Below are 22631 nucleotides of genomic sequence, written 5' to 3' on the forward strand. Positions count from 1 at the left end.
ATATTTAGCCCTATATTCTTCTGTTTAAAATTACCTGTTCCTGTATCTTTCTTAATCCTTCCTTTATTGCTCTTGCTCTTGCCTCTCCAATACCTTCTACTGCATCGAGTTCCTCAATTGTAGCATTTAAAATATTTTTAAACTGTCCAAAGGACTTAACCATATTTTCAATAACAACCTGAGGAAGCTTTGGTATTTTATTTAATAGCCTATATCCCCTTGGTGATATCATTGTTTCAAACATAGCATCTGGTGCATATCCTAAAACTTTACTTACAACATTTATGTCTATTAAATCATCAGACGTAATACTTCTTATTGCCTTTTGAACATCTGAAACATCACGTTCCGCATAATCCTTTATAAGAAGCATACCCTCTTCTTCTACTCCATCTGCCAAATCATCAAGCTGCATTGAAACAAGTCTTCCTTCATTACCAAGCTCATATATATACTTTTCAATCTCGTACACAATTCTCATTACCATTTCATTTCTTTGAACTGCAACAGTTACATCGTAGGCTGTAACTAAATCTTCAAATTCAAGTGCAGACAGATTTGACATAGCCTCATCTAAGACCTGTTTATATCTTTCAAGAGTCTGTATTGCTTGATTAGCCTTTGTAAGGATTATACTTATATCCTTCAACACATATTTAAAATTTCCCTTATATACTGTAATTACATTTCTTCTTTGAGAAATGGCAATAACTAAATTCCCAGTCTGCTTTGCAACCCTATCCGCAGTTCTATGTCTTGTTCCTGTTTCTGTTGTTGGAATAGTTGGATCAGGTATTAATTGAGTATTTGCATATAGAATTCTTTTTAAATCGCTACTGATTATAATTGCACCATCCATCTTTGCAAGCTCATATAAATACGAAGGTGAATATTCACTGTTTATATAAAAGCCACCATCTACTATCTTCATAATCTCTTCTTGATCACCAATGACAATAAGTCCACCTGTCTTTGCCTTTAAGACATTTTCAAGTCCATCCCTTAGGGGTGTTCCTGGAGCCATTAGCTTTAAAACATTCAAAAGTTCAGTTTCTCTATATCTCATATCAACTATCCCCCTAATACCTCTTCTAATACTTCATATATATTTTTAACTCCAATTACATTTATGTCAAGTTTATCCTCTATAGCCTTTATATTTTCATAGGGAATTATGCACCTTTCAAATCCAAGCTTCTGTGCCTCTAATATTCTCTTTTCAATGAAATTTACTCCTCTAACCTCACCTGTAAGTCCTAATTCACCAATTACAACCGTCTTAGAATTAATAGGAATATTTCTAAAACTTGAAGCAATTGCACAAACTATACCTAAATCACAGGCTGGTTCATCTAACTTTAAACCTCCAACAACATTAATGTAGGCATCAAAGGTTTGAAGCTGCATACCTACTCTTTTTTCTAAAACTGCCATTAAAAGAACTACTCTATTATAATCTATTCCTGTTGCCATTCTTCTTGGCATACCAAAGGCTGTTGCAGAAGTTAGTGCTTGTATCTCAACAAGTACAGGTCTTGTTCCCTCTAAGCTACATACAACAGCAGAACCCGGAACATCTTCAGGCCTTCCAGAGAGCATAACCTCTGATGGATTAAGCACCTCCTTCAATCCATCACCCTTCATCTCAAATATTCCAATTTCATTTGTTGATCCAAATCTATTCTTTACAGCTCTTATAACCCTGTAGGTATGATGTCTCTCCCCTTCAAAATATAAGACAGTATCAACCATATGTTCTAAGACTCTTGGGCCTGCAATTGCTCCTTCTTTAGTAACGTGTCCAACTATAAATATTGGTATAGAAAGGCCTTTTGCAATTCTCATAAATGTAAGCGTAGACTCTCTAACTTGACTTACGCTTCCTGGTGCAGATTGCAGCTCCATTTTAAACATTGTTTGTATAGAATCAACTATTATTATATCTGGTTTTAAATTTTGTATATGCTTCTCTAAAATATCAAGATTTGTTTCAGATACAATGTAAAGGTTACTGCCTTTAACCTTCAACCTCTGTGCTCTAATTTTAATCTGTTTTTCTGATTCCTCTCCTGATATATAAAAAACTTTATAACCATTTAATGACAAATTTTTGGATACCTGAAGAAGAAGGGTTGATTTTCCAATACCCGGGTCCCCACCTACTAAAATTAAAGAACCTCTAACTATTCCTCCTCCTAAAACTCTATCAAGTTCATCTGATCCTGTCTTTAACCTTTCTTCTTCCGTAACTTCTATCTCATCTACAGTAAGAGGCATTATCATATTGGTTGTAGCTATATAAGTTTTATCATTATTTTGTTCTAATTCTTCAACTAAACTATTCCATACGCCACATTCTGGACATTTACCCATCCATTTTGGAGATTCATATCCACATTCTTGACAAATAAACTTGGTTTTAATCTTTGGCATAATATCACTTCCACAATTTCAAAAATTTTTTTATCCATTTTAATATTTTACACTAAGTTATAAAAAAATAAATATAAACTATAAAAAAATAAGGGGAATTTTTACTCCCCTTATTTATCGAATACAATCTCTCCATCCTTTACATCCATTTTAACTTTATCGCCCTTCTTGATATTACCCTTTAACATTTCTTCTGATAGCTTATCCTCAACAGCCTTAGTAATTGCACGTCTTAGAGGTCTTGCGCCATATACTGGGTCAAATCCAGCCTTTGCAAGATGTTTCTTTGCCTCTTCTGTATACTCTACTTCTATGTCTAAATCCTTTAACCTCTTAATTACACTATTCAGCATCAATTCAACTATCTTTTCTATATCCTTTTCTTCAAGTGGATGGAATACTATTATATCATCAATTCTATTTAAAAACTCAGGTCTAAATGTTCTCTTTAAATCCTCCATTACATTTTCCTTCATCTTTTCATAGGAATTTTCCTTATCCTTTTCTGTATTTGCCGCAAAACCAAGGTTCTGCTGTTTCTTTATCGTACTTGCCCCAACATTTGATGTCATTATAACTATTGTATTTTTAAAATCTACAGTTTTTCCTTTACCATCGGTCAATCTTCCATCCTCAAGTATTTGTAATAATATATTAAATACATCTGGATGTGCCTTTTCTATTTCATCAAACAATACAACTGAATATGGCTGTCTTCTAACCTTTTCTGTTAGTTGTCCTCCCTCCTCGTAACCTACATATCCAGGAGGTGAACCTATAAGTCTTGATACAGCGTGCTTTTCCATATATTCTGACATATCAATTCTAATCATTGCATTTTCATCACCAAACATTGCCTCTGCAAGTGCCTTTGTAAGTTCTGTCTTACCTACCCCAGTTGGACCTAAGAAGATGAAGGAACCTATTGGACGTTTTGGATCCTTAAGTCCTACTCTTGCACGCCTTACTGCACGAGCTACTGATTTTACAGCTTCTTCTTGTCCTACAACCCTATTATGAAGTATCTCTTCAAGTTTTAGAAGTTTTTCTGATTCTGTTTCAGTTAATTTATTTACTGGTATATTAGTCCATCTTGATACAACATTTGCAATATCCTCTGCTGTAACCGATAGAATCTCATTGTCCTTCTTATTTTGCCAATTATCCTTTAATCTATTAAGTTCATTAACAAGCTCCTGCTCTCTATCTCTTAATTTTGCTGCCTTTTCATATTCCTGCATATTTACAGCTTCATCCTTATCCTTTTTAACCTTTTCTATTTCTTCTTCTAATTTCTTGATATCCGGTGGTGCTGTTAATGTCTTTAACCTTACCTTTGAAGCTGCTTCATCCATAAGGTCTATTGCCTTATCTGGTAGATATCTATCTGTTATATATCTATGCGAAAGGGTAACTGCTGCTTCTATTGCTTCATCAGTTATCTTTACCTTATGATGTGCTTCATATTTATCCCTTAATCCCTTTAATATTAGTATTGATTCCTCTACGGAAGGTTCTCCTACCATAACAGGTTGGAATCTTCTCTCTAAAGCTGAATCCTTTTCAATATATTTTCTATATTCATCAATTGTAGTTGCACCAATAACCTGTAATTCTCCCCTTGCAAGGGCAGGTTTTAAAATATTTGATGCATCCATAGCACCCTCTGCTGCACCTGCACCTACAATTGTATGAACCTCATCAACAAACAGTATTACATTTCCTGCCTTCTTTATATCATCCATTACCCTCTTTAATCTTTCTTCAAATTCACCCCTATATTTTGAACCTGCAATCATACCTGACAAATCAAGAGTTACAACCCTTTTATTCTTTAGTATTTCTGGCACATTACCTTCTACTATCTTTTGTGCCAATCCTTCTGCTATAGCTGTCTTACCAACACCAGGTTCTCCTATAAGGCAAGGATTGTTCTTCGTTCTTCTACATAATATTTCTATTACCCTTTCAGTTTCTTCTTCTCTTCCTATTACAGGATCAAGTTTACCTGACTTTGCAAGTTCAGTTAAATCACGACCAAACTGATCAAGGTTTGGAGTGTTAGCCTTTACCTTTTTATCCTGTCTTGTTTTTGTTTGCACCTCATTGTTCTGTGACATATTTTGAATTAAATCATTTCTTACTTTGTTAAAATCAAGTCCCATCTTTTCAAGTAATGTAAATGCAACTCCTTCTCCTTCTCTTATTATTGCAAGGAGAAGATGCTCTGGTGCAATAAAGCTATGGTTTAAGGAGCTTGCTTCTCCCTTTGCAACTTCAATTAATCTTTTAGTTCTCGGAGTAAGTTCAAGTTGTTTTAAGAAAAAGTCAACTTCACCTGCTCCCTCTACATTAATTATTTCCTGTCTTAATTTATTTGCATCTATTCCGTATTCAGATAAAACCTTTGAAGCATAACCACCTTCTCTTATAATTCCAAGAAGAATATGCTCTGTTCCAATAAAATTATGTCCGAGTCTTTGGGCCTCTTCTGCCGCCAAATTTATAACCCTTTGACTTCTTTCTGTAAATCCTCCAAACATAATATACACCTCCTTAACTTAACTTTTCTCTTATTAGTTTTGCTCTAACTATATCTCTGTCCCTTGGATTTAAATCTCTATTTTCTAAAAGTTGCAATGTGGCTGGTTGGACGCTTACAAACAACTCATTTAGACTATCTACTTTTACATCCTTTATTATACCCATTTCTACTCCCATTCTAACCTTAGATATAAGTTCTAAGCTCTCCTGTGTTGATATGCTTCTTGCAAATTTTAATATGCCAAGTGACCTATAAAGTTCATCCTCAAGCTCAACAGATTGTTTTTCAAGAAGCATTTCCCTTGCCTTCTTTTCCTTCTCTACAATCTTTTTAGTTACAGCTATAAGATTATTTATTATTTCATCCTCTGAAAGACCTAATGTTATTTGATTAGAAATTTGATATACGTTACCAAGTGCATTGCTTCCTTCTCCATAAAGTCCTCTTATTGTTAAACCTACCTGATTTATTGTGTTAATAATATTGTTTATATTTTTTGTGATAGTTAATGCTGGCAGATGAAGCATAACCGATGCCCTAAGTCCTGTTCCAACGTTAGTTGGACAGCTTGTTAAATATCCAAGTTTTGTATCATAGGCATAGTTCACTCTCTGTTCAATCAAATCATCAATTTTGCTTGCAAGTTCATATGCTTCCTTAAGTTTAAATCCAGGATAAATTACCTGAAGTCTAATATGATCCTCCTCATTTATCATTATTGACACATTTTTATCTCTATTAATCATAACTGCTGAAATATCACTTCTATTTATTAAATCCTTGCTAATTAAATGCTTTTCAACCATAGACATTTTTTCATTTAATGAAATATCACTTAAGTTAATAACTTCAAAATCATTTGAAATCACAGAATTACTCTCTAAAATAGCAGATGTAACATCATCTACTACTTTTTTAGCATTCTCCTTATCTAAAAGGTGTGGAAAAGGAATTCCATCTATATTACGTGCAAGTCTTATTCTACTTGTTAAAACAATCCCCTCATCTGATGATTTAGAAAAGAACCACGCCATATCATTCACCCCTTTGGTTATCTAATTTTGATTCAAGATTTCTTATTTCATCCCTAAGCTTTGCAGCCTTTTCATATTCTTCCTTATTTATGGCTATTTTAAGTTCTTCCTTTAATCTCTCAATATCCCTCTTTAACTTTAAATCTCCTCCTGTCCTTGCAGGAACCTTTCCTGTATGTTCTATATTACCGTGTATTCTTTTAATTATAGGTGTAATCTTAGGTGCAAAGGCAGAATAGCATCTACTGCATCCCATTCTTCCTTTATTTCTAAAATCGTTGAAGGACATCTTACAAACAGGACAAACCTCCTCTTCGTAAGTTTTAGGAGCTCCTCCTAACATCTCTACAAATCCATCTAAAATATTTTGGAAGGACATAGGCATACCAAAATTAATGGCAAAATTCATATTTACATCCTCACTCTGCTTTGCACATTCATCACATAGATGAAGTTCAGTCTTTACCCCGTTTATTATCTTTGTTATATGAACATTTGCCTCTTTTTGATTGCATCTTTGACATAACATATTCATACCCCCTATTCTATCATAGTTATTAGGATATTCTTTAATATATGTGCACGTACTTTATTTTTTGTCTCACCATCAAGAGGAATACTCCTATCGCTTATTGCAGCCTTTATTATTGTTGACTCTCGTTCACTTAAAAAACCTCGATCCTTAAAAAGCTCTATAATAGCATTTGCTTCATTTTGGGTCAAACTATCCATTATATTTTCTTTTATTGCTCTTTTTATATACTGATTCTTATCAAGTTCAACCCTTGTTATTCTTATACATCCTCCACCGCCACGTCTACTTTCTATATAATAACCTTTGTCAATTGTAAACCTTGTTGTTAAAACATAATTTATTTGTGATGGTGCACAGTTGAATATATTTGCTAATTCATTTCTCTGTATCTCTAGCACATTTTGTTCGCTTGTCTCAAGCATATTCTTTATAAACTCTTCTATAATATCTGACAGTCTTGCCATCACACCACCTCTTTTGACTTTGACTTTCTTTGACCTTTCATCTATAATTATAATACCACTGTATCACTATTCAAATCTAACTATTACCAATTTATTTTAAATTATAGCCTTTATAGTTTGATTTTTTAAATTATATATTTTTTTCTCATTTTTTTATTAAATAGGTGGTTAAACCACCTATTTTTTATCCTTTTTATTTTTTGACTTTAACTTCTGCTCAACTTCATCTACTCGTTTTCTCTGTTCCTCTGGAGTCATCCAAGCAAACTCAGAAGGAACCATTTCTCCATATAAATGAAGATTGTATTCATCCTTCATACTAACGCCTCCTTGCTATGATATTATATTTACTATCATCGTGGCCACCCTTTACAGTTATTTCAAATCCATTGTTTTCTAAAACCCTATTAATATTTTCAGTTTGGGTTGCATCCTTTGCATCAATTGTTATAACAAGTTCATCATTCTTTCCAACTATATCAATTACATCCAATAGTTTTTTTTGATCTAATTGGTCTATAATGCTGCCAAAATTTATTCTATAATCTGACATTATCTCCCCTCCTCAATATTTAGTTTTACCCTTTAAAATTTTTTTATAAAGGTATTTATAAGAAATAAAAAAAGAATAAGCCACTTGGCTTATTCTTCTTCCATTTCCTTTTGTTTTTGAGCATTTTCAATTATTTTTTGACTAATTACAGGAGGAACTTCTTCATAACGTTCAAATCTCATTGTAAAATTACCTCTTGCTTGAGTCATAGACCTTAATTCTGTAGCATATTTAAACATTTCTGCAAGTGGTACCTCTGCAGTAACCACCTCAAGACCATTCATTTGTTCCATTCCTAAAACTCTTCCACGTCTCTTATTTATATCTCCCATAACATCTCCCATATATTCATCTGGAACAATAACTTCAACGTGCATTATTGGCTCTAATAAAACTGGGTCTGCTTCCTTCATTCCCTTCTTGTATGCTAAAGATGCTGCTGTCTTAAAGGCCATTTCTGATGAGTCAACTGGATGGTATGAACCATCGTGTAAAGTTGCCTTTATTCCTATAACTGGATAGCCTGCAAGAACACCGTGTTTCATAGCTTCTCTTAGGCCCTTTTCAACTGCTGGTATGTATTGTCTTGGAACAACACCACCTACAATTTGATCTACAAATATTAAATCCTCAGTCTCATTTTGTGGTTCAAATTTTATCCAAACATCTCCGTACTGTCCGTGACCACCACTTTGTTTTTTATACTTTCCTTGTACATCGGAGGTTTTTCTAATTGTCTCTCTATATGGAACCTTTGGAGTTTCTAATACAACATCTACTCCATATTTATTTTTAAGCTTATTTGCAATTATTTCAATATGAATCTCACCAAGTCCTGAAATAATAGTTTCTGCATTTTCTACATCTCTTGTAATCTTAAAGGTTGGATCTTCTTCAAGTAGCTTATGAAGACCATTTGAAATTTTATCCTCATCTCCCTTTGCCTTTGGTTTAACTGTCATTGATAAACAAGGTTCTGGGAATTCCATCTTACCATATACAATTGGTTTTGAAACATCACAGAGAGTATCTCCTGTTAATGTATACTGCAATTTTGATACTGCTCCTATTTCTCCTGCATAAAGCCTATCTACAGCAATCTGATTTTTTCCCTTTAAAAGATATAATGTTCCTACTTTTTCTATCTTATCTTGAGTAGAGTTATATATAGATGAATCTGCTGCAATACTTCCTGATAGAACTCTAAACAATGACAATCTTCCTACAAATGGGTCTGCAATTGTCTTGAATACAACAGCTGAAAAGGCTTCATCTATACTTGAGCTTCTCTTTTCTATATCTCCGGTCTTTGGATTAATTCCTTCATAGGTTCTCTCTACTGGTGATGGAAAATAGCTAATAATATTATCAAGAAGTGTATGAATCCCTATGTTGTTTACAGCTGAACCACAGAATACAGGAGCTATTTCACAGGATAGTATGCCCTTTTTAAGTCCCATTATTATCTCTTCTTCAGAAAGCTCTCCATTACTTAAGTATTTATCTAATAGTTCCTCATCTGTTTCTGCTACAGCCTCCATAAGTACACTTCTATATTCATCAATAGTTGGAATAAGTTCACTTGCTACTTCAACATCAACCATTGATTTAAGCTTTGAGTCATAAACCTTAGCTTTTTTGTTTATAATATTAACAACACCTTTAAATTCACTTTCTCTGCCTATTGGAATTTCTATAGGAACAACTGCAAGTCCAAACCTATCCTTCAGACTTTGCAATGCTTTATCATAGCTTGAATTTTCTCTATCTAATTTATTAATAAAAAATGCTCTTGGAATATTATATCTATTAACATAATCCCAGGATTTTTCAGTTCCTACTTGAAGACCTGAAACCCCACACACACTAATTAAAGCTGCGTCAACACCCTTAAGACCCTGTATTACCTCTCCTACAAAATCAAAATATCCTGGAGTATCTACTAAATAAATCTTGTGTCCATTCCAAACACAGTTTGCTACTGCTGATGATATTGATATTTTTCTCTTTTTTTCCTCGGGATCATAGTCTAATATAGAGGTACCATCATCTGTTCTACCTAGTCTGTCGGATTCCTTTGTGTTAAATAGAATTGCTTCTGCAAGAGATGTTTTACCTGTACCTCCATGACCTATAATCCCGATGTTTCGGACATTTTCGGCTTTGTACTCCTTCATATCAATTCCCCCTTTGGCAGTTTTTATGCCTTATTTTTATATTTCTATAGATTTTTTAAAAATCCTTCTAAAATTTTTTAAAATTTTTTGAAAATACATCTTTTATTATTTTATACTTTTATTGGATTTTTATACATTTTATTAATCTTTTATTTATATTGTATTTTTTAGTTACAAATTTTATGTAAAATGTGTATAATATTATTAGTTACTTTTAGGAGGTGCTAAAATTGAAGGAGAACATAAAAAATGAAATCAAAGAGTGGTTATATTCCTTAGTAATTGCAGCAGTTCTTGCATTTACTATAAAAGCTTTCATATTTGATATAATACAGGTTTCAGGAATATCTATGGTTCCTACTCTACATAACAATGATAGGGTTATAGTTGAAAAAATAAGTATGTATAGAAAAAAAATTTATAGAGGAGAAATTGTTATATTAGACCCTGGAAGTAAAGGAAGAGGAATATATATAAAGAGAATAATAGGTTTGCCAAACGAAACTGTTGAAATAAAGGATGGAAATGTATATATAAATGGAGATAAACTTCAGGAGGATTATTTAGAACCAGGTACTTATACAGATGTTGATTTAAAGATTACTGTACCCGAAGACTGTGTATTTGTATTAGGTGATAATAGAGAGGTTAGTGAGGATAGTAGATATATAGGGCCTATACCAATAAAGAATCTTAAAGGACACGCTGTTCTTAGAGTTTATCCCTTTAATGATATAAAAAAATTAAGGTAGCATTTGCTACCTTAATTTATTTCTACTCTTTCTCCAGTTACCATATAAATAATTCGCTCACATATATTTGTTGTATGGTCTGCAACCCTCTCAAGATATCTTCCTACAAATAGAAGCTTTATTCCTTGGTTTAAAAATTTGCTATCCTTTTGTATATACTGAAATACCTCATTTATTACAGTGTCGTATAATTTATCAACTTCTTCATCCATTTCCGCTGCCCTTTTAGCAATCTCTATATCTTGATTTACAAAGGCATCAAGGCTTAATTTTATCATATTTTGAGCTATCTCTGCCATTTTAGGTATGTCTATTAGAGGTTTCATTAAAGACTCATTACCAATCTCCAATGTAATTTTTGCTATATTAACAGCGTGATCCCCTATTCTTTCTAAATCAGTTATTATTTTTAATGCTGAAGCAATCCTTCTTAAATCCTTTGCCATTGGTTGTTGAAGTGCAATTAAGTTTAAACAATCCTTCTCAATTTTTAGTTCCATCTCATCTATAGCATCATCTTCTGTATATATTCCTTTTGCAAGTTCTAAATCTTGATTCTTGAGAGATGTTACTGCTTTGTCTATTATTGTCTCAACCATTGCACCCATTTTAATTAAGTCGTGATTTAATCTTGTTAGCTGTTGATCTAAATGTTCTCTCATATTAACCTCTCCTTTTAACCGAATCTTCCTGTAATATAGTCCTCTGTTCTTTTATCCCTTGGATTTGAGAATATTTTGCTGGTTTCATCATATTCAATTACTTCCCCATTTAAGAAAAATGCTGTATAGTCTGATATTCTTGCTGCCTGCTGCATTGAATGTGTTACTATAATTATAGTATAATCCTTTTTAAGTTCAAGTACTAATTCTTCAATTTTCATAGTTGAAATAGGGTCAAGGGCTGAAGTTGGTTCATCCATTAAAACAACATCAGGCTGCATTGCAATAGCTCTTGCTATACATAGTCTTTGCTGCTGTCCTCCTGAAAGCTCAAGAGCTGATTTATATATTTTATCCTTTACCTCATCATATAGTGCAACTGCCTTTAGAGTCTTTTCAACTACCTCATCCAATACATCCTTTTTATTTACTCCATTTTTTCTAAGTCCATATACTATATTTTCATATATAGTCTTTGGAAATGGATTGGGTTTTTGAAATACCATACCTATTCTTCTTCTTAGTTCAACAGGCTCCATCTCTTTTGAATAAATATCTTTTCCTTCATATATTATGTTTCCTTCAACCTTAACGTTCTCAATAAAATCATTCATTCTATTTAAAGTTCTCAAAAAGGTTGATTTACCACACCCTGAAGGCCCTATAAAGGCTGTTACATTGTTTTTGTATATATCCATATTAACATCCTTTAAGGCCTTGTGTTCACCATAGTAAAAGTTTAAATTTTTAACACTTATTATTGGTTCCATTTTTTAGCCCCCTTAGTCCTTCATTCTTATTTGATATTTATTTCTTAATATAATTGCAACGGAATTTATTCCAAGCAATATAACAAGAAGCACTATAATTCCTGCTGCTGCAACATCTTGGAAATCCTTCTTTGGCATTCCTGCCCAGTTGAATATCTGTATTGGAAGTACTGTAAACTGGTCAAATGGTCCCTTGGGTATAAAGGATACATAGGCAAGGGCCCCTACAACAATAAGTGGTGCTGCTTCACCAAGAGCTCTTGATATTGCAAGTATTGAACCTGTTAATATCCCAGGTAGTGCATATGGAAGTATAACCCCTGTTACAGTCTGCCATTTTGTTGTGCCAAGTGCATAGGATGCCTGCTTTAGGGATGATGGCACACTTTTTATAGCCTCCTGTGAAGATATTATTATAATTGGTAAAATCAAAATTGCCATTGTAAATGACGCCGCCAGTATTGTTCTTCCCATTGCAAATAGTCTTACAAACACAGCAAGTCCAAGCATTCCATAAATAATTGATGGTACACCAGCTAAGTTTGCAATATTTAATTTAATAAACTCTGTAAACTTATTATCTTCTGCATATTCCTCAAGGTATATAGCAGTACCAACTCCTATAGGGAATGCTATTAAAGCAGTTAAAAAAATTACCCAAAGGCTTCCTAATAGGGCAGGATATATACCTGACTTTCTTGGGAATCTTGATGGGAAATTCTTTAGAAAATCAAGGCTCAGCCAAGGAAGACCTTTTCTTAGTATATCTATCATTAGTATCACAAGTACTATAACTCCAAACAATGTACAAGCTAAAAATATGCCGTGCATTATACTATTTAACATTTTTCTTTTTTTGAGCCTTCTTAACTCCTCATTATTCATTAATAAGCCCTCCTATATTTTCTAACAAAATATCTTGAAATAACATTAAGTGTAAACGTCATAAGGAAAAGAAGTGTACCTACTGCAAATAGTGTCTTGTAGGCAAGTGAACCATAAGGTACATCACCCATACTTATTTGAACAATGTATCCAGTCATTGTTTGTATACTCTCTAAAGGATTTATAGTAAGTTTTGGTGTTGAACCAGCCGCCATTGCAACAATCATTGTTTCTCCAACTGCTCTTGATATAGCAAGTATAAAGGAAGCAACTATACTTGACATAGCAGTTGGAATAACAACATCCTTGGTAACTTCAAGCTTTGTCGCCCCAAGTGCATAGGCACCATTTCTTAAAGAATCAGGAACTGCCATCATAGCATCTTCGCTCATAGATGATACAAGAGGTATTGTCATTATACCAACCGCAATACCTGCACTTAAGGCATTGTATACACTCGTATCAGGAAATATATTTCTAATTAAAGGTGTTATTGCTGTTAATGCAAAGTATCCATAAACAATAGAAGGAACACCTGCTAAAACCTCAAGTATTGGCTTTAATATCTTTCTAACCTTCTTTGGAGCGTACTCACTTAAGTAGATTGCACTACCAAGACCTAATGGTATTGATATTAAACCTGCTATAACAACTATAAGCATAGTCCCTGCAACAAGAGGTAATACTCCAAAGTGAGTTGGTTCAATAAGTGGTGTCCATTTTGTTCCAGTCAAAAATTCTACTATAGATACTTCTTTAAAGAACATATATGTTTCTTCAAAAAGGGAAAAAATTATTCCAATAGTAGTAAATATAGATATAAGTCCAAGTGTTGTTAAAATAATCTTTACAACCTTTTCAAGCCTATTCATTTTTTCTTTTCCTTCAAATTGTATCTTTTTCACAACATCTCCCCCTTCTTTACAGGCCATAAGGCACCCCTTAGGGTGCCTAAATTACTTAATCTTGTTTAGCTCTTCTTGATATCTTGAATCTTCCATTGGTATATAACCAACTTCCTTAACTAAATCCTTACCCTTTGTTAGATAGAACTTAACAAATTCCTTAACTTCTGCTCTTTCTAATGCCTTATTTGAAACGTATATAAATAGTGGTCTTGAAAGTGGCTTATATGTTCCATTCTTAACAGTTTCAAGTGTTGGTTCTACACCATTTATCTTAACTATATTTAACTTATCCATATTTTCTTCATAGTAAGCAAGACCAAAGAATCCCATTGCATATTTATCTCCTGCTACACCTTGAACAAGAACATTATCATCTTCACTCGCAGTATAGTCTGCTCTTATTTGCTTTGCCTTACCATTTATTTCTTCTGTAAAATATTCAAATGTTCCTGAGTCAGTTCCTGGGCCATATAACTTAATCTTTTCCTTTGGCCATTCAGGTCTTACATCGCTCCAATATTGAACCTTTGAATCCTTATCCCATATCATCTTTAGCTCTTCTACTGTCATATCCTTTGCCCAGTCATTTTGCTTATTAACAACAACTGCTATACCATCAAATGCAACTTGTATTTCTGTCATTTCTATTCCATTTGCTTTTGCCTTATCAATTTCTTCTTGTTTAACCTTTCTTGATGCGTCGTTTATATCAGTTTCACCTACTACAAACTTCTTAAATCCTCCACCTGTACCAGAAACACCTACTGTTATTTCTACACCTTGATTTTCCTTCTTAAACTCTTCTGCTACTGCCTGAGTTATTGGATATACTGTACTTGAACCATCGATTTTAACTGTTCCACTAAGTGATTTGCTCTTTTGTCCTGCACAGGATACCATTGATAAAAAAAGAATTGCTGTCACTGCTAATGTCATAAATTTCTTAGCCTTCATAATTTTTCCCCTTTCATTGTTATTCTTTCAACTTACAATTACATTTTATATTTTTCTTTTGTTAAGTTCCTGCACGTTTTTGTTAATTCTAAGTTAAGTCTTAATTTTATTTTTTGTTTTTTAACTTTTTATATACATCAAGAAATAATAAAACAGCTTCCCTTAGTTAGCTTACACTGCTTTTTTACACAGGATAGATGTTCTCCTATCTCCTTTGCTGAACTATATTCCTTTAGATCCCCCTCCATACACGCTATTGAAACAGATACCAAAGGAAACTCAACCTCTTTTCCTTCTCTATTAACAGATACAACATATCCATTATTTAAATCCTTTATGGTATAGAAGGATCTAATTCTTCTATCAAATTCCCTTATTATTTTTCTACATAATCCTTGAGTGCTATTTATATTTTCTTCTAATATTAAAACAAAATCGTCACCACCTATATGGCCAACAAAACAATTGTTGTATTCTTTTGATGCTTCAACCAAAATATCTGCCAGCATTCTAATTACCCTATCTCCATTTTCAAACCCATAAAGGTCATTAAAGGGCTTAAAATTGTCTAAATCTATATATAATATTGAGGCTGTTATTTTATTTTCAATTAGATTATTTAACTTTTCTTCTATTATCAAATTACCAGGAAGTCCTGTAAGTGGGTTTAAATGCCTTGCATAATTTAATTCAAGCTCCATAGCATATTCTAATAGCTTCTTTACTGTAACAATTCCATAATATTTATCATCCTTTATTACAATTACATAATCATAAAGATTTTCTTCCTTTCTTGACATAGCCAGTTCTGCTACCTCCGAAATAGGTAGACTATAATCTACAACAAGTGGAGATTTATTCATAATGATTTCTATAGGCCTGTTTAAATAGATTTCATTACCAAAGGGCTTGGACAATGCAAAATTAAGCTCACTTTTCATAACAAGACCTATTGGATAGTCATCCTTAACCACTACAACACCTTGTACTGAATTTTTATTGAAGTATTCCTTAACATTTTTACATTTTGTTGTTTCTGCTATAGGTGTATCAAATCTAACAATCTTTCCTATTGGGCAAGTTTTTGCATTATAGGTTGATTTTTTACTCTTTTCCCTTTGTAAAAATAAAATTTTTTCTTTTAACTCTTCGGTCAAGTCCATTATACTTTCACTTGGTCTTGCTAAAAAATACCCTTGTACAAATTCTACTCCTATTTCTACAAGAAAACTTAACTCATTTATTGTTTCAACACCCTCTGCTATAAGTTTCATATTGGTTATTCTACTAAGTGAAAGTAAATTCTTGCATAAAGCCTGTTTAAAGCTATCCTTATCAATATCCCTTATAAGTCCCATATCAAGTTTAATAAACTGAGGTTTTGTTTCTGTTATTAATCTAAATCCAGAATATCCGGCACCAGTATCATCAATGGCAATTTTATACCCTTGTTTTACATAGTGCTGTAAAACTTCTCTAAAGGCTTTATAATCCTCAACAGCTGTTTTTTCTGTTATTTCAAAGATTATATTATCTGGCGATAGATTGTAGAGCTTTAGAAATTCCGTTGTAAATCCATCCCTAAACTTGGAGTCCTTTATTATTTGTGGGTCCACGTTTAAAAATAGAAATTCGCTTATTTTATTCGTCTTTGCCCTCTCTATTGCCAATGTCCTGCAAAGGTATTCTGTTTCCCATAAAAGCCCACATTCCTTTGCTGTATCAAATAGAATATCTGGCCTTTCAAGTATGCTTCCAACAGGTCCCCTAGATAGTGCCTCGTACCCAACAATCTTAACATTTTTTATATCCACAATAGGTTGGAAAAAGGTTCTTATATTCCTTTCATCAAGTATTTTTTTAAGCTCATTATATTTATCCATAGTACCACCCTTTTACTTTGCTAATTAAATTTTAAATATGTTATGTAAATATACATTTTTTTGTTGGTTAAATTTAAGTTAATTATTTTATGTTAAATTTAAGTTAACAGTGTTAAAATTTATTCGATTTTCTTGTTTTTAAATAAAAAGCTTTCTATATTTAAGTTAAGCATCTATAGGGGGTAAGAATATGAAGTTTAAGATTTTCAAAAAAATTAATATTAAACTACCAAAATTTAAATTTAAGAAATTTCATTTTAAATTCAAAGGCATTAATTTTAAAAAATCATTAGCAAAAGTTAACTTAAAAACTGTAAAAAATCAAATCATCTCTATTATGCTCTTAATATCACTTCTTCCCATTCTTATATTTGGTCTAATTTCAAGTTCATTTTTGATTAAAACAATAGAAAAGAATTATACTAGTTCCATTGAACAAACCTCTGAAAGATTAAACAATTTAATTAATGAAAAACTGTCTTCCTTTGAGGGTATACTTACTCTTGTTGCTGAAAACAAGAACATTAAAACACATTTATATGATTTAAACCAAGAGGTGCTAAGCGATGAATTTAAAAAAGCAATGACTTCAAATATAAATATAAGAAATGTTTTTATATCTAATAAAAACGGAAATACTTACTTTTACCCAAATAACAGTTTAAACATAAATGTAACTTCATCTACTGATATTTACAATAAAACAATAAACAACTTCAATAATCCCTATTGGAGTAATACTATAAAAGAAAAGGGAAATAATAAAACTTCAATTATACTTGCAAAAACAATCTATGATAATGAAAACAATGTAGCAGGTATAGTTGGCTTTACTGTATCCTTAACAGACTTTTTAAAATCCTTTGAAGGATTTATAACAGAAAATAGTGGACAAGTGTTTTTGCTGGATACAAATGGAACAATAATCACTACACGACAAGCCCAATATGTAAATAAAGATATTAATCAATACATAAATAACAAAAATATCATCAAAGAAATATTATCAGGTAAAAGGAACCTAAAGCAAACCGATTTTGATAGTAATTCAAGCTTTATATTTTATCAAAATAATTTCAAATCTAATTGGAAAATAGTTACTCAAATAAACAAAAAAGATATATATTCTAAATCAATATTTATGTTTTATATAATGGCTGTTGTATTCATTATATTTATTGGAATATCTATCTTCATAGGCTATCTATTCTCAAATAGAATTAATAGAAAACTTAAAAAACTTGCAAGATATATGGAGAATATAGGTAAAGGTGATTTAACAATAGATGTAATTATTGATTCAAAGGATGAATTTGGTGAACTGTCAGGTTATTTAAATAAAATGCTCTATAATATGAAGCAACTTATAGAACAAATACAAAATGCTTCAGACACATTAATGAATTCATCTCAAGATTTAAACAAAGATGCAGTATCATTATTACAGGGTTCTGATATAGTTGAAATTGCAATGAAGGAAATATCAGTAGGAACTGAAAATCAAAAGAAGGAAATTACAAACTCAATTGAAATAGCAAAGGCCTTTGTTGAGGACGCAAAGATATTAGATGAAAAAAGATGTGAACTTATAGAGGAAAGCTATAACATAGAAAATTCTAATAAAACTGCATTGGATTCAATTAGTAACCTAAAGGAAAAGAACCAACATACTATAAAATCAATGCAGGATATAGAAGAGCAAATAGAGCTATTGGTTGAGCATATTAAAAATATAAACTCTGTTATTACAGTAATTAACCAAATATCCTCCCAAACTAATCTACTTGCACTCAATGCATCTATTGAAGCTGCTCGTGCAGGAGAGGCTGGAAGAAGCTTTGCAGTTGTTGCAAATGAAATAAGGAAGCTGTCAGAAGAAACAAATCTGTCTACCAATAATATTAAAAAAATTATTGAAGACATACATAAAATAACTAATTCTACTATTGAGTATACAAAAACAATAAAAGAAAATATATTAAAGCAAAGCGATGCAGTTAAAGTAACAGAAAACTCCTTTGAATATTTAAATAATACAGTTAAAAATATGCTTTATTCATTAAACAGTATGTACGATACTATAAATGAAATTACAGAAAAAAGTAGTAGCCTTGAAAATAGTATAAAGAATACTCTATCTGTATCAGAGCAATTTTTAGAAACAGCTGAAGCATCGTCGCTACACGTTCTAAATCAAATAGAAGAAATTAAAAATATAAAACTTCAAGCAGATAATCTAATTCATCTATCAGAAAATTTAAATAGCACAGTAAATAAATTTAGGGTGTAGAATAATCTACACCCTAACTGCATTTTGAATATCCACAACTTGGACAAATTACACAACCATCTTGATGAGTTATTTCATTACCACACTCTGGGCATTTAATTTTTGATTTCTTACTTGAATTTGCAATTAAGTCCTCTATTTCATCAGCAGGTTTAATATTTAAATCCTTTAAACCTCCAACTTTTTTTATATCTATTAAAGTTTCTATTGTTCTTGCAATAGCATCAGGACAGGATAAAACCTTTATATCCTTGTTGTTTGCTCTCTGCCTTAGAGTTGAATGACACCTTATCCCCTTTAATTGTTCTATTATTTCCTTTACATCCATTCCACTTCTTAATGCTATCGATACAAGTCTTGCAGTAGCTTCAGATTGTGATGGGCACCCACCAGCTTTACCTACATTAGTAAATACCTCGCATATTCCATTATCATCATAGTTAACTGTAATATAGAGATTTCCACAGCCAACTCTTACCTTTTCGGTTATTCCCATAGTTATTTCAGGACGTTCTCGTGGAATATGTTCATCAACTTTAACTTCCTTATCTTTTCCAATGTTTATAACTTGACCTTCTCTACTTCCATCCCTATATATTGTAACTCCCTTGCATCCAAGCCTATAGGCAAGAAGATATACAGTCTTTACATCTTCTACTGTTGCAGAGTTTTTAAAGTTGACAGTTTTAGATACAGCGTTATCTGTGTACTTTTGAAAAGCTGCCTGCATCTTTATGTGCCATATTGGTTCTATTTCGTGGGCTGTTACAAATATCTTCTTTAAATCCTCTGGTACTTCCTTAATTCCCTCTAAAGTTCCTCTATCTGCTATTTTATCAATCAAATCCTTTGAATAAATTCCCCTCTGTCTTAACTCATCTTCAAGCAAATAATTCATTTCAACAAGCCTTTCATTGTCCATTACATTTCTCCAAAAGGCTAATGCAAATAATGGTTCTATACCTGATGATACTCCTGCTAATATACTTATTGTACCTGTTGGTGCTATTGTAGTTGTTGTAGCATTTCTTAAAGGTTCTTCATCTTTATATATACTATTTTTAAACTCTGGGAACGCTCCCCTTAATTTAGCAAGCCTTCTACTTTCTTCCTTTGATTTATCATTTATAAATTTCATTATATCCTCTGCAAGTTTTACCGCCTTTTCTGAATTATAAGGTATATTAAGTTTTATTAGCATATCCGCAAATCCCATTACACCAAGGCCTATTTTTCTTGTTCTCTTTGTCATAGCCTCTATTTCCTTTAGAGGATAAACATTAACATCAATTACATTATCTAAAAAATGAACTGCATTAAATACCGTCTCCTCTAAGAGTTCATAATCTACTTCATATTCTTTTCCATTCCATTTAACCATATTTGATAAATTAATAGAACCTAAATTACAGCTTTCATAAGGAAGTAGCGGCTGCTCGCCACAATTGTGTACTACCATCCCATTTGCTATAAGTGAATTTGTAACTGGTTCTATAACATCATAGACATCGCACTCTTCCCATTCTTTTATATCTTTAACTTTAAACTTATAATATATATTTTTACGCGACTCTTTGCAAATCTGACTTAATTTTAAGTTCTTTTCTTTGTGTGTAAATCCACCTATTACGTCTTTAAATTTTATAATATCATTTCCATTTATAATCAATTCATAAAGGTTATTGCTTATATAGGTTTTTACTTCACCATCTTTGTTTTTATATTTAAAATGAGTTTGATTTTTCTTTGTTCTATTATAAACCTTACTTGTTATTCCCAAATTTAAAAGTATAAGTTGAACATCCAGCAATAGCTCCTTTGAAGCAGAAGTCAATCTAATATCTCTATGATCTTCATCTATATAATTTATAGTACCATCTGCACTAAAAATTCCATCTAAAAAGGCTGCAATTGTCTCTTTAGATGCTGTAAACATAGACTTTGGAACTCTCTTAAAAGGTGCCTTTTTGCCTTCTATTCCAAGCTCCTTTACCTTCTCAACAAATTCCTTTCTTTTAAATAATATTTGCCAAATACCGTTTTCCCTCTTATTTACAATTCCTCTTCCACCATTGTATTTTTCAGAAATCTCCTGTATTTTATGCATTATATACTTTTCATTTTCTGCAAACACAACACCTAAAACCTTTCCATCTTTAGTAAGCCAACCATCACCTAATATATATCCTAATAAAAACCCAAGCTCACTTCCTATACTATCTTCCTTTACAAATACTCCTTCTCCACTCTGAACAAAAACTTCATCTTCTACTGATAAATCTTTAGCCATCTTCCATCCATTCAAAGTCATAACTTTGTGTTCTGGTGTTAATATTAAATTTTGTCCATTACTTAGCTCTATCCTTAATGTTTTTCTTATTCCTGTTTTAACTATTTTAGCACTCCTTACCTTAACACCAAAACCCTCATTTAATACTCGATTATCAGTTAATATTTCAACCTCTTTATCAATATTTTCTTGATATAATTCAGATATTTTCTTTAAACCATATTTTGTTGCTATTAACGTATCTTTGTGTAAACAAGGATTAGTACTCTCTATCTCCCCTAAATTAGGTGTAGGATTAAACTTATTCATTCTATCTATAAAAACTATACCAGGCTCTCCATTTTTCCAAGCCATTTTAACTATTAGGTCAAATACTTCCCTTGCATTTAATCTCCCCTTTACCTTCTTTGTATTTGGGTCTATTAAATCATAGTCCTCTCCCTTTATAACAGCCTCCATAAATTTTTCTGTTACTGCAACACTTATGTTAAAATTGTTAATCGCATTGTTATCCTCTTTACATTTTATAAACTCTAAAATATCAGGGTGATCAATGCGAAGAATACCCATATTTGCACCCCTTCTGGTTCCCCCCTGCTTTACTGCTTCTGTTGCTGCATCAAATACCTTCATAAAACTAACTGGACCAGAAGCTACACCTCCTGTCGACTTTACGCTTGAGCCACTTGGTCTTAATCTTGAGAAGCTAAATCCTGTTCCACCACCTGATTTATGGATAAGTGCCGCATTCTTTATAGAATCAAATATACCCTCCATCGAGTCTTCTACAGGGAGTACAAAGCAAGCAGATAGCTGTCCAAGAGGTCTGCCTGCATTCATTAAGGTTGGAGAGTTCGGAAGAAAATTTAAATTCTTCATCATTTCATAAAATATTTGTTCTGTCTTTTGCACATCAGCATTTTCATCATAAAATTTATCTGCCTCTGCAACTTTTTTAGCTACTCTATGTAACATTTCATCTGGAGTCTCTATTATGTTTCCATCAACATCCTTTGCTAAATACCTTTTTTCTAATACCTTAATAGCATTTTTAGAAAATCCCATACACATCGCCCCTTACTATATTTAGTATTATTATACACTAAGAACACTAAATATAGTATCATATCTAATTATTTTTTTAAATTTATTTATTCTCTATGAACATTAATTATCCATAACTATATTCACCTTTTTTATTTTTTTACACTTTTATTAATACATTTATAAAAATAAAAAAGACAATACAGCTTTAAAACGTATTGTGAGATTGTTAACAAACCTACTTGTTAGCTAAATTTTGAAAAAGCCCCATGAATGGATTTCAGTGGGCTCTTTCGTGAGCTTTAGCAATTCTTAGCTTTTCGACTTTGGAAAGGTCCGTAATTCGTCACAGGACGTGCCGAGCCGAGCGGCCATCAGGATGATGGCATCGCGAGGGTAGGACTTTTTCAAACAAAGAAAAGCTTAGAATTGATTAGCGAAATGAACAAATG

General features: G+C 32.2%; 18 protein-coding genes. 2 read left to right on the top strand and 16 right to left on the bottom strand.

Annotated features, from left to right (window positions below; all coding sequences use genetic code 11):
- Nucleotides 1-10: 10 nt before the first annotated feature.
- The 9 genes from disA to fusA all read right to left on the bottom strand — a co-directional run bounded on the left by disA (nt 11) and on the right by fusA (nt 9741).
- Nucleotides 11-1066, bottom strand: a complete 1056-nt coding sequence (gene disA, locus A3M9_RS0108435) for a DNA integrity scanning diadenylate cyclase DisA (RefSeq protein ID WP_027308840.1) — start codon at nt 1064-1066, stop codon at nt 11-13.
- Nucleotides 1067-1071: 5 nt separating this feature from the next.
- On the bottom strand, nt 1072-2433 hold the full coding sequence (radA, locus tag A3M9_RS0108440; RefSeq protein WP_027308841.1) for a DNA repair protein RadA: 1362 nt from the start codon (nt 2431-2433) through the stop codon (nt 1072-1074).
- A 110-nt stretch (nt 2434-2543) separates the two neighbouring features.
- Nucleotides 2544-4979: an ATP-dependent Clp protease ATP-binding subunit gene (locus A3M9_RS0108445; protein ID WP_027308842.1), complete on the bottom strand. Its 2436-nt coding sequence runs from the start codon at nt 4977-4979 to the stop codon at nt 2544-2546.
- A 10-nt stretch (nt 4980-4989) separates the two neighbouring features.
- Entirely contained in the window at nt 4990-6012 is a 1023-nt protein-coding gene (locus tag A3M9_RS0108450; protein ID WP_035166213.1) for a protein arginine kinase, read from the bottom strand.
- A 1-nt stretch (nt 6013) separates the two neighbouring features.
- The gene (locus tag A3M9_RS0108455; RefSeq protein ID WP_027308844.1) at nt 6014-6541 is read right to left on the bottom strand and encodes a UvrB/UvrC motif-containing protein; all 528 of its coding nucleotides are present in this window, start codon (nt 6539-6541) and stop codon (nt 6014-6016) included.
- An 11-nt stretch (nt 6542-6552) separates the two neighbouring features.
- On the bottom strand, nt 6553-7011 hold the full coding sequence (locus A3M9_RS0108460; RefSeq protein ID WP_027308845.1) for a CtsR family transcriptional regulator: 459 nt from the start codon (nt 7009-7011) through the stop codon (nt 6553-6555).
- Between the two features lie 177 nt (nt 7012-7188).
- Nucleotides 7189-7329: a hypothetical protein gene (locus tag A3M9_RS14640; protein WP_156897890.1), complete on the bottom strand. Its 141-nt coding sequence runs from the start codon at nt 7327-7329 to the stop codon at nt 7189-7191.
- 1 nt (nt 7330) lies between these two features.
- Nucleotides 7331-7564, bottom strand: a complete 234-nt coding sequence (locus A3M9_RS0108470) for a hypothetical protein (RefSeq protein ID WP_027308846.1) — start codon at nt 7562-7564, stop codon at nt 7331-7333.
- Nucleotides 7565-7653: 89 nt separating this feature from the next.
- Complete coding sequence (gene fusA / locus A3M9_RS0108475) at nt 7654-9741, bottom strand: elongation factor G (protein ID WP_027308847.1); 2088 nt, start codon at nt 9739-9741, stop codon at nt 7654-7656.
- Between the two features lie 230 nt (nt 9742-9971).
- On the opposite strand from fusA, the gene lepB reads away from it, so the two are divergent.
- Complete coding sequence (gene lepB, locus A3M9_RS0108480; RefSeq protein ID WP_027308848.1) at nt 9972-10493, top strand: signal peptidase I; 522 nt, start codon at nt 9972-9974, stop codon at nt 10491-10493.
- Nucleotides 10494-10504: 11 nt separating this feature from the next.
- Here the strand turns inward: lepB and phoU are convergent, their stop codons facing one another.
- The 6 genes from phoU to A3M9_RS0108510 form a co-directional block, all read right to left on the bottom strand.
- Nucleotides 10505-11155, bottom strand: coding sequence for a phosphate signaling complex protein PhoU (phoU, locus tag A3M9_RS0108485; RefSeq protein WP_027308849.1), 651 nt, complete (start codon nt 11153-11155; stop codon nt 10505-10507).
- Between the two features lie 14 nt (nt 11156-11169).
- Nucleotides 11170-11925, bottom strand: coding sequence for a phosphate ABC transporter ATP-binding protein PstB (gene pstB, locus A3M9_RS0108490; protein ID WP_027308850.1), 756 nt, complete (start codon nt 11923-11925; stop codon nt 11170-11172).
- A gap of 12 nt (nt 11926-11937) precedes the next feature.
- Entirely contained in the window at nt 11938-12810 is an 873-nt protein-coding gene (gene pstA / locus A3M9_RS0108495; protein WP_027308851.1) for a phosphate ABC transporter permease PstA, read from the bottom strand.
- A complete protein-coding gene (gene pstC, locus A3M9_RS0108500) occupies nt 12810-13715 on the bottom strand; it encodes a phosphate ABC transporter permease subunit PstC (RefSeq protein WP_027308852.1) in 906 nt (301 codons plus the stop codon). The genes pstA and pstC overlap by 1 nt, the downstream gene beginning before the upstream one ends.
- Before the next feature lie 51 nt (nt 13716-13766).
- Nucleotides 13767-14672 carry a PstS family phosphate ABC transporter substrate-binding protein gene (locus A3M9_RS0108505; protein ID WP_027308853.1) on the bottom strand — a complete coding sequence of 302 codons (906 nt, stop codon included), beginning with the start codon at nt 14670-14672 and terminating at the stop codon, nt 13767-13769.
- A gap of 137 nt (nt 14673-14809) precedes the next feature.
- On the bottom strand, nt 14810-16555 hold the full coding sequence (locus tag A3M9_RS0108510; protein WP_027308854.1) for a GGDEF domain-containing protein: 1746 nt from the start codon (nt 16553-16555) through the stop codon (nt 14810-14812).
- A gap of 190 nt (nt 16556-16745) precedes the next feature.
- Between A3M9_RS0108510 and A3M9_RS0108515 the strand changes: the two genes are divergently transcribed.
- Nucleotides 16746-18845 (top strand): methyl-accepting chemotaxis protein, encoded by a 2100-nt coding sequence (locus tag A3M9_RS0108515; RefSeq protein ID WP_027308855.1) that lies wholly within the window; start codon nt 16746-16748, stop codon nt 18843-18845.
- A 13-nt stretch (nt 18846-18858) separates the two neighbouring features.
- On the opposite strand, the gene A3M9_RS0108520 is transcribed toward A3M9_RS0108515, so the two are convergent.
- Nucleotides 18859-22200, bottom strand: coding sequence for an LAGLIDADG family homing endonuclease (locus A3M9_RS0108520; protein WP_027308856.1), 3342 nt, complete (start codon nt 22198-22200; stop codon nt 18859-18861).
- Between the last annotated feature and the right edge of the window lie 431 nt (nt 22201-22631).

Source organism: Caloramator sp. ALD01 (assembly GCF_000472625.1).
Classification (GTDB): domain Bacteria; phylum Bacillota; class Clostridia; order Clostridiales; family Caloramatoraceae; genus Thermobrachium; species Thermobrachium proteoclasticum.

Bases quoted from the DNA above. Each gene is read 5' to 3' on its own strand.
- disA (WP_027308840.1), bottom strand. From the start codon at position 1,066: ATGAGATATAGAGAAACTGAACTTTTGAATGTTTTAAAGCTAATGGCT.
- radA (WP_027308841.1), bottom strand. From the start codon at position 2,433: ATGCCAAAGATTAAAACCAAGTTTATTTGTCAAGAATGTGGATATGAA.
- A3M9_RS0108450 (WP_035166213.1), bottom strand. From the start codon at position 6,012: ATGGCGTGGTTCTTTTCTAAATCATCAGATGAGGGGATTGTTTTAACA.
- A3M9_RS0108455 (WP_027308844.1), bottom strand. From the start codon at position 6,541: ATGTTATGTCAAAGATGCAATCAAAAAGAGGCAAATGTTCATATAACA.
- A3M9_RS0108460 (WP_027308845.1), bottom strand. From the start codon at position 7,011: ATGGCAAGACTGTCAGATATTATAGAAGAGTTTATAAAGAATATGCTT.
- A3M9_RS14640 (WP_156897890.1), bottom strand. From the start codon at position 7,329: ATGAAGGATGAATACAATCTTCATTTATATGGAGAAATGGTTCCTTCT.
- A3M9_RS0108470 (WP_027308846.1), bottom strand. From the start codon at position 7,564: ATGTCAGATTATAGAATAAATTTTGGCAGCATTATAGACCAATTAGAT.
- fusA (WP_027308847.1), bottom strand. From the start codon at position 9,741: ATGAAGGAGTACAAAGCCGAAAATGTCCGAAACATCGGGATTATAGGT.
- phoU (WP_027308849.1), bottom strand. From the start codon at position 11,155: ATGAGAGAACATTTAGATCAACAGCTAACAAGATTAAATCACGACTTA.
- pstB (WP_027308850.1), bottom strand. From the start codon at position 11,925: ATGGAACCAATAATAAGTGTTAAAAATTTAAACTTTTACTATGGTGAA.
- pstA (WP_027308851.1), bottom strand. From the start codon at position 12,810: ATGAATAATGAGGAGTTAAGAAGGCTCAAAAAAAGAAAAATGTTAAAT.
- A3M9_RS0108505 (WP_027308853.1), bottom strand. From the start codon at position 14,672: ATGAAGGCTAAGAAATTTATGACATTAGCAGTGACAGCAATTCTTTTT.
- A3M9_RS0108510 (WP_027308854.1), bottom strand. From the start codon at position 16,555: ATGGATAAATATAATGAGCTTAAAAAAATACTTGATGAAAGGAATATA.
- A3M9_RS0108515 (WP_027308855.1), top strand. From the start codon at position 16,746: ATGAAGTTTAAGATTTTCAAAAAAATTAATATTAAACTACCAAAATTT.
- A3M9_RS0108520 (WP_027308856.1), bottom strand. From the start codon at position 22,200: ATGGGATTTTCTAAAAATGCTATTAAGGTATTAGAAAAAAGGTATTTA.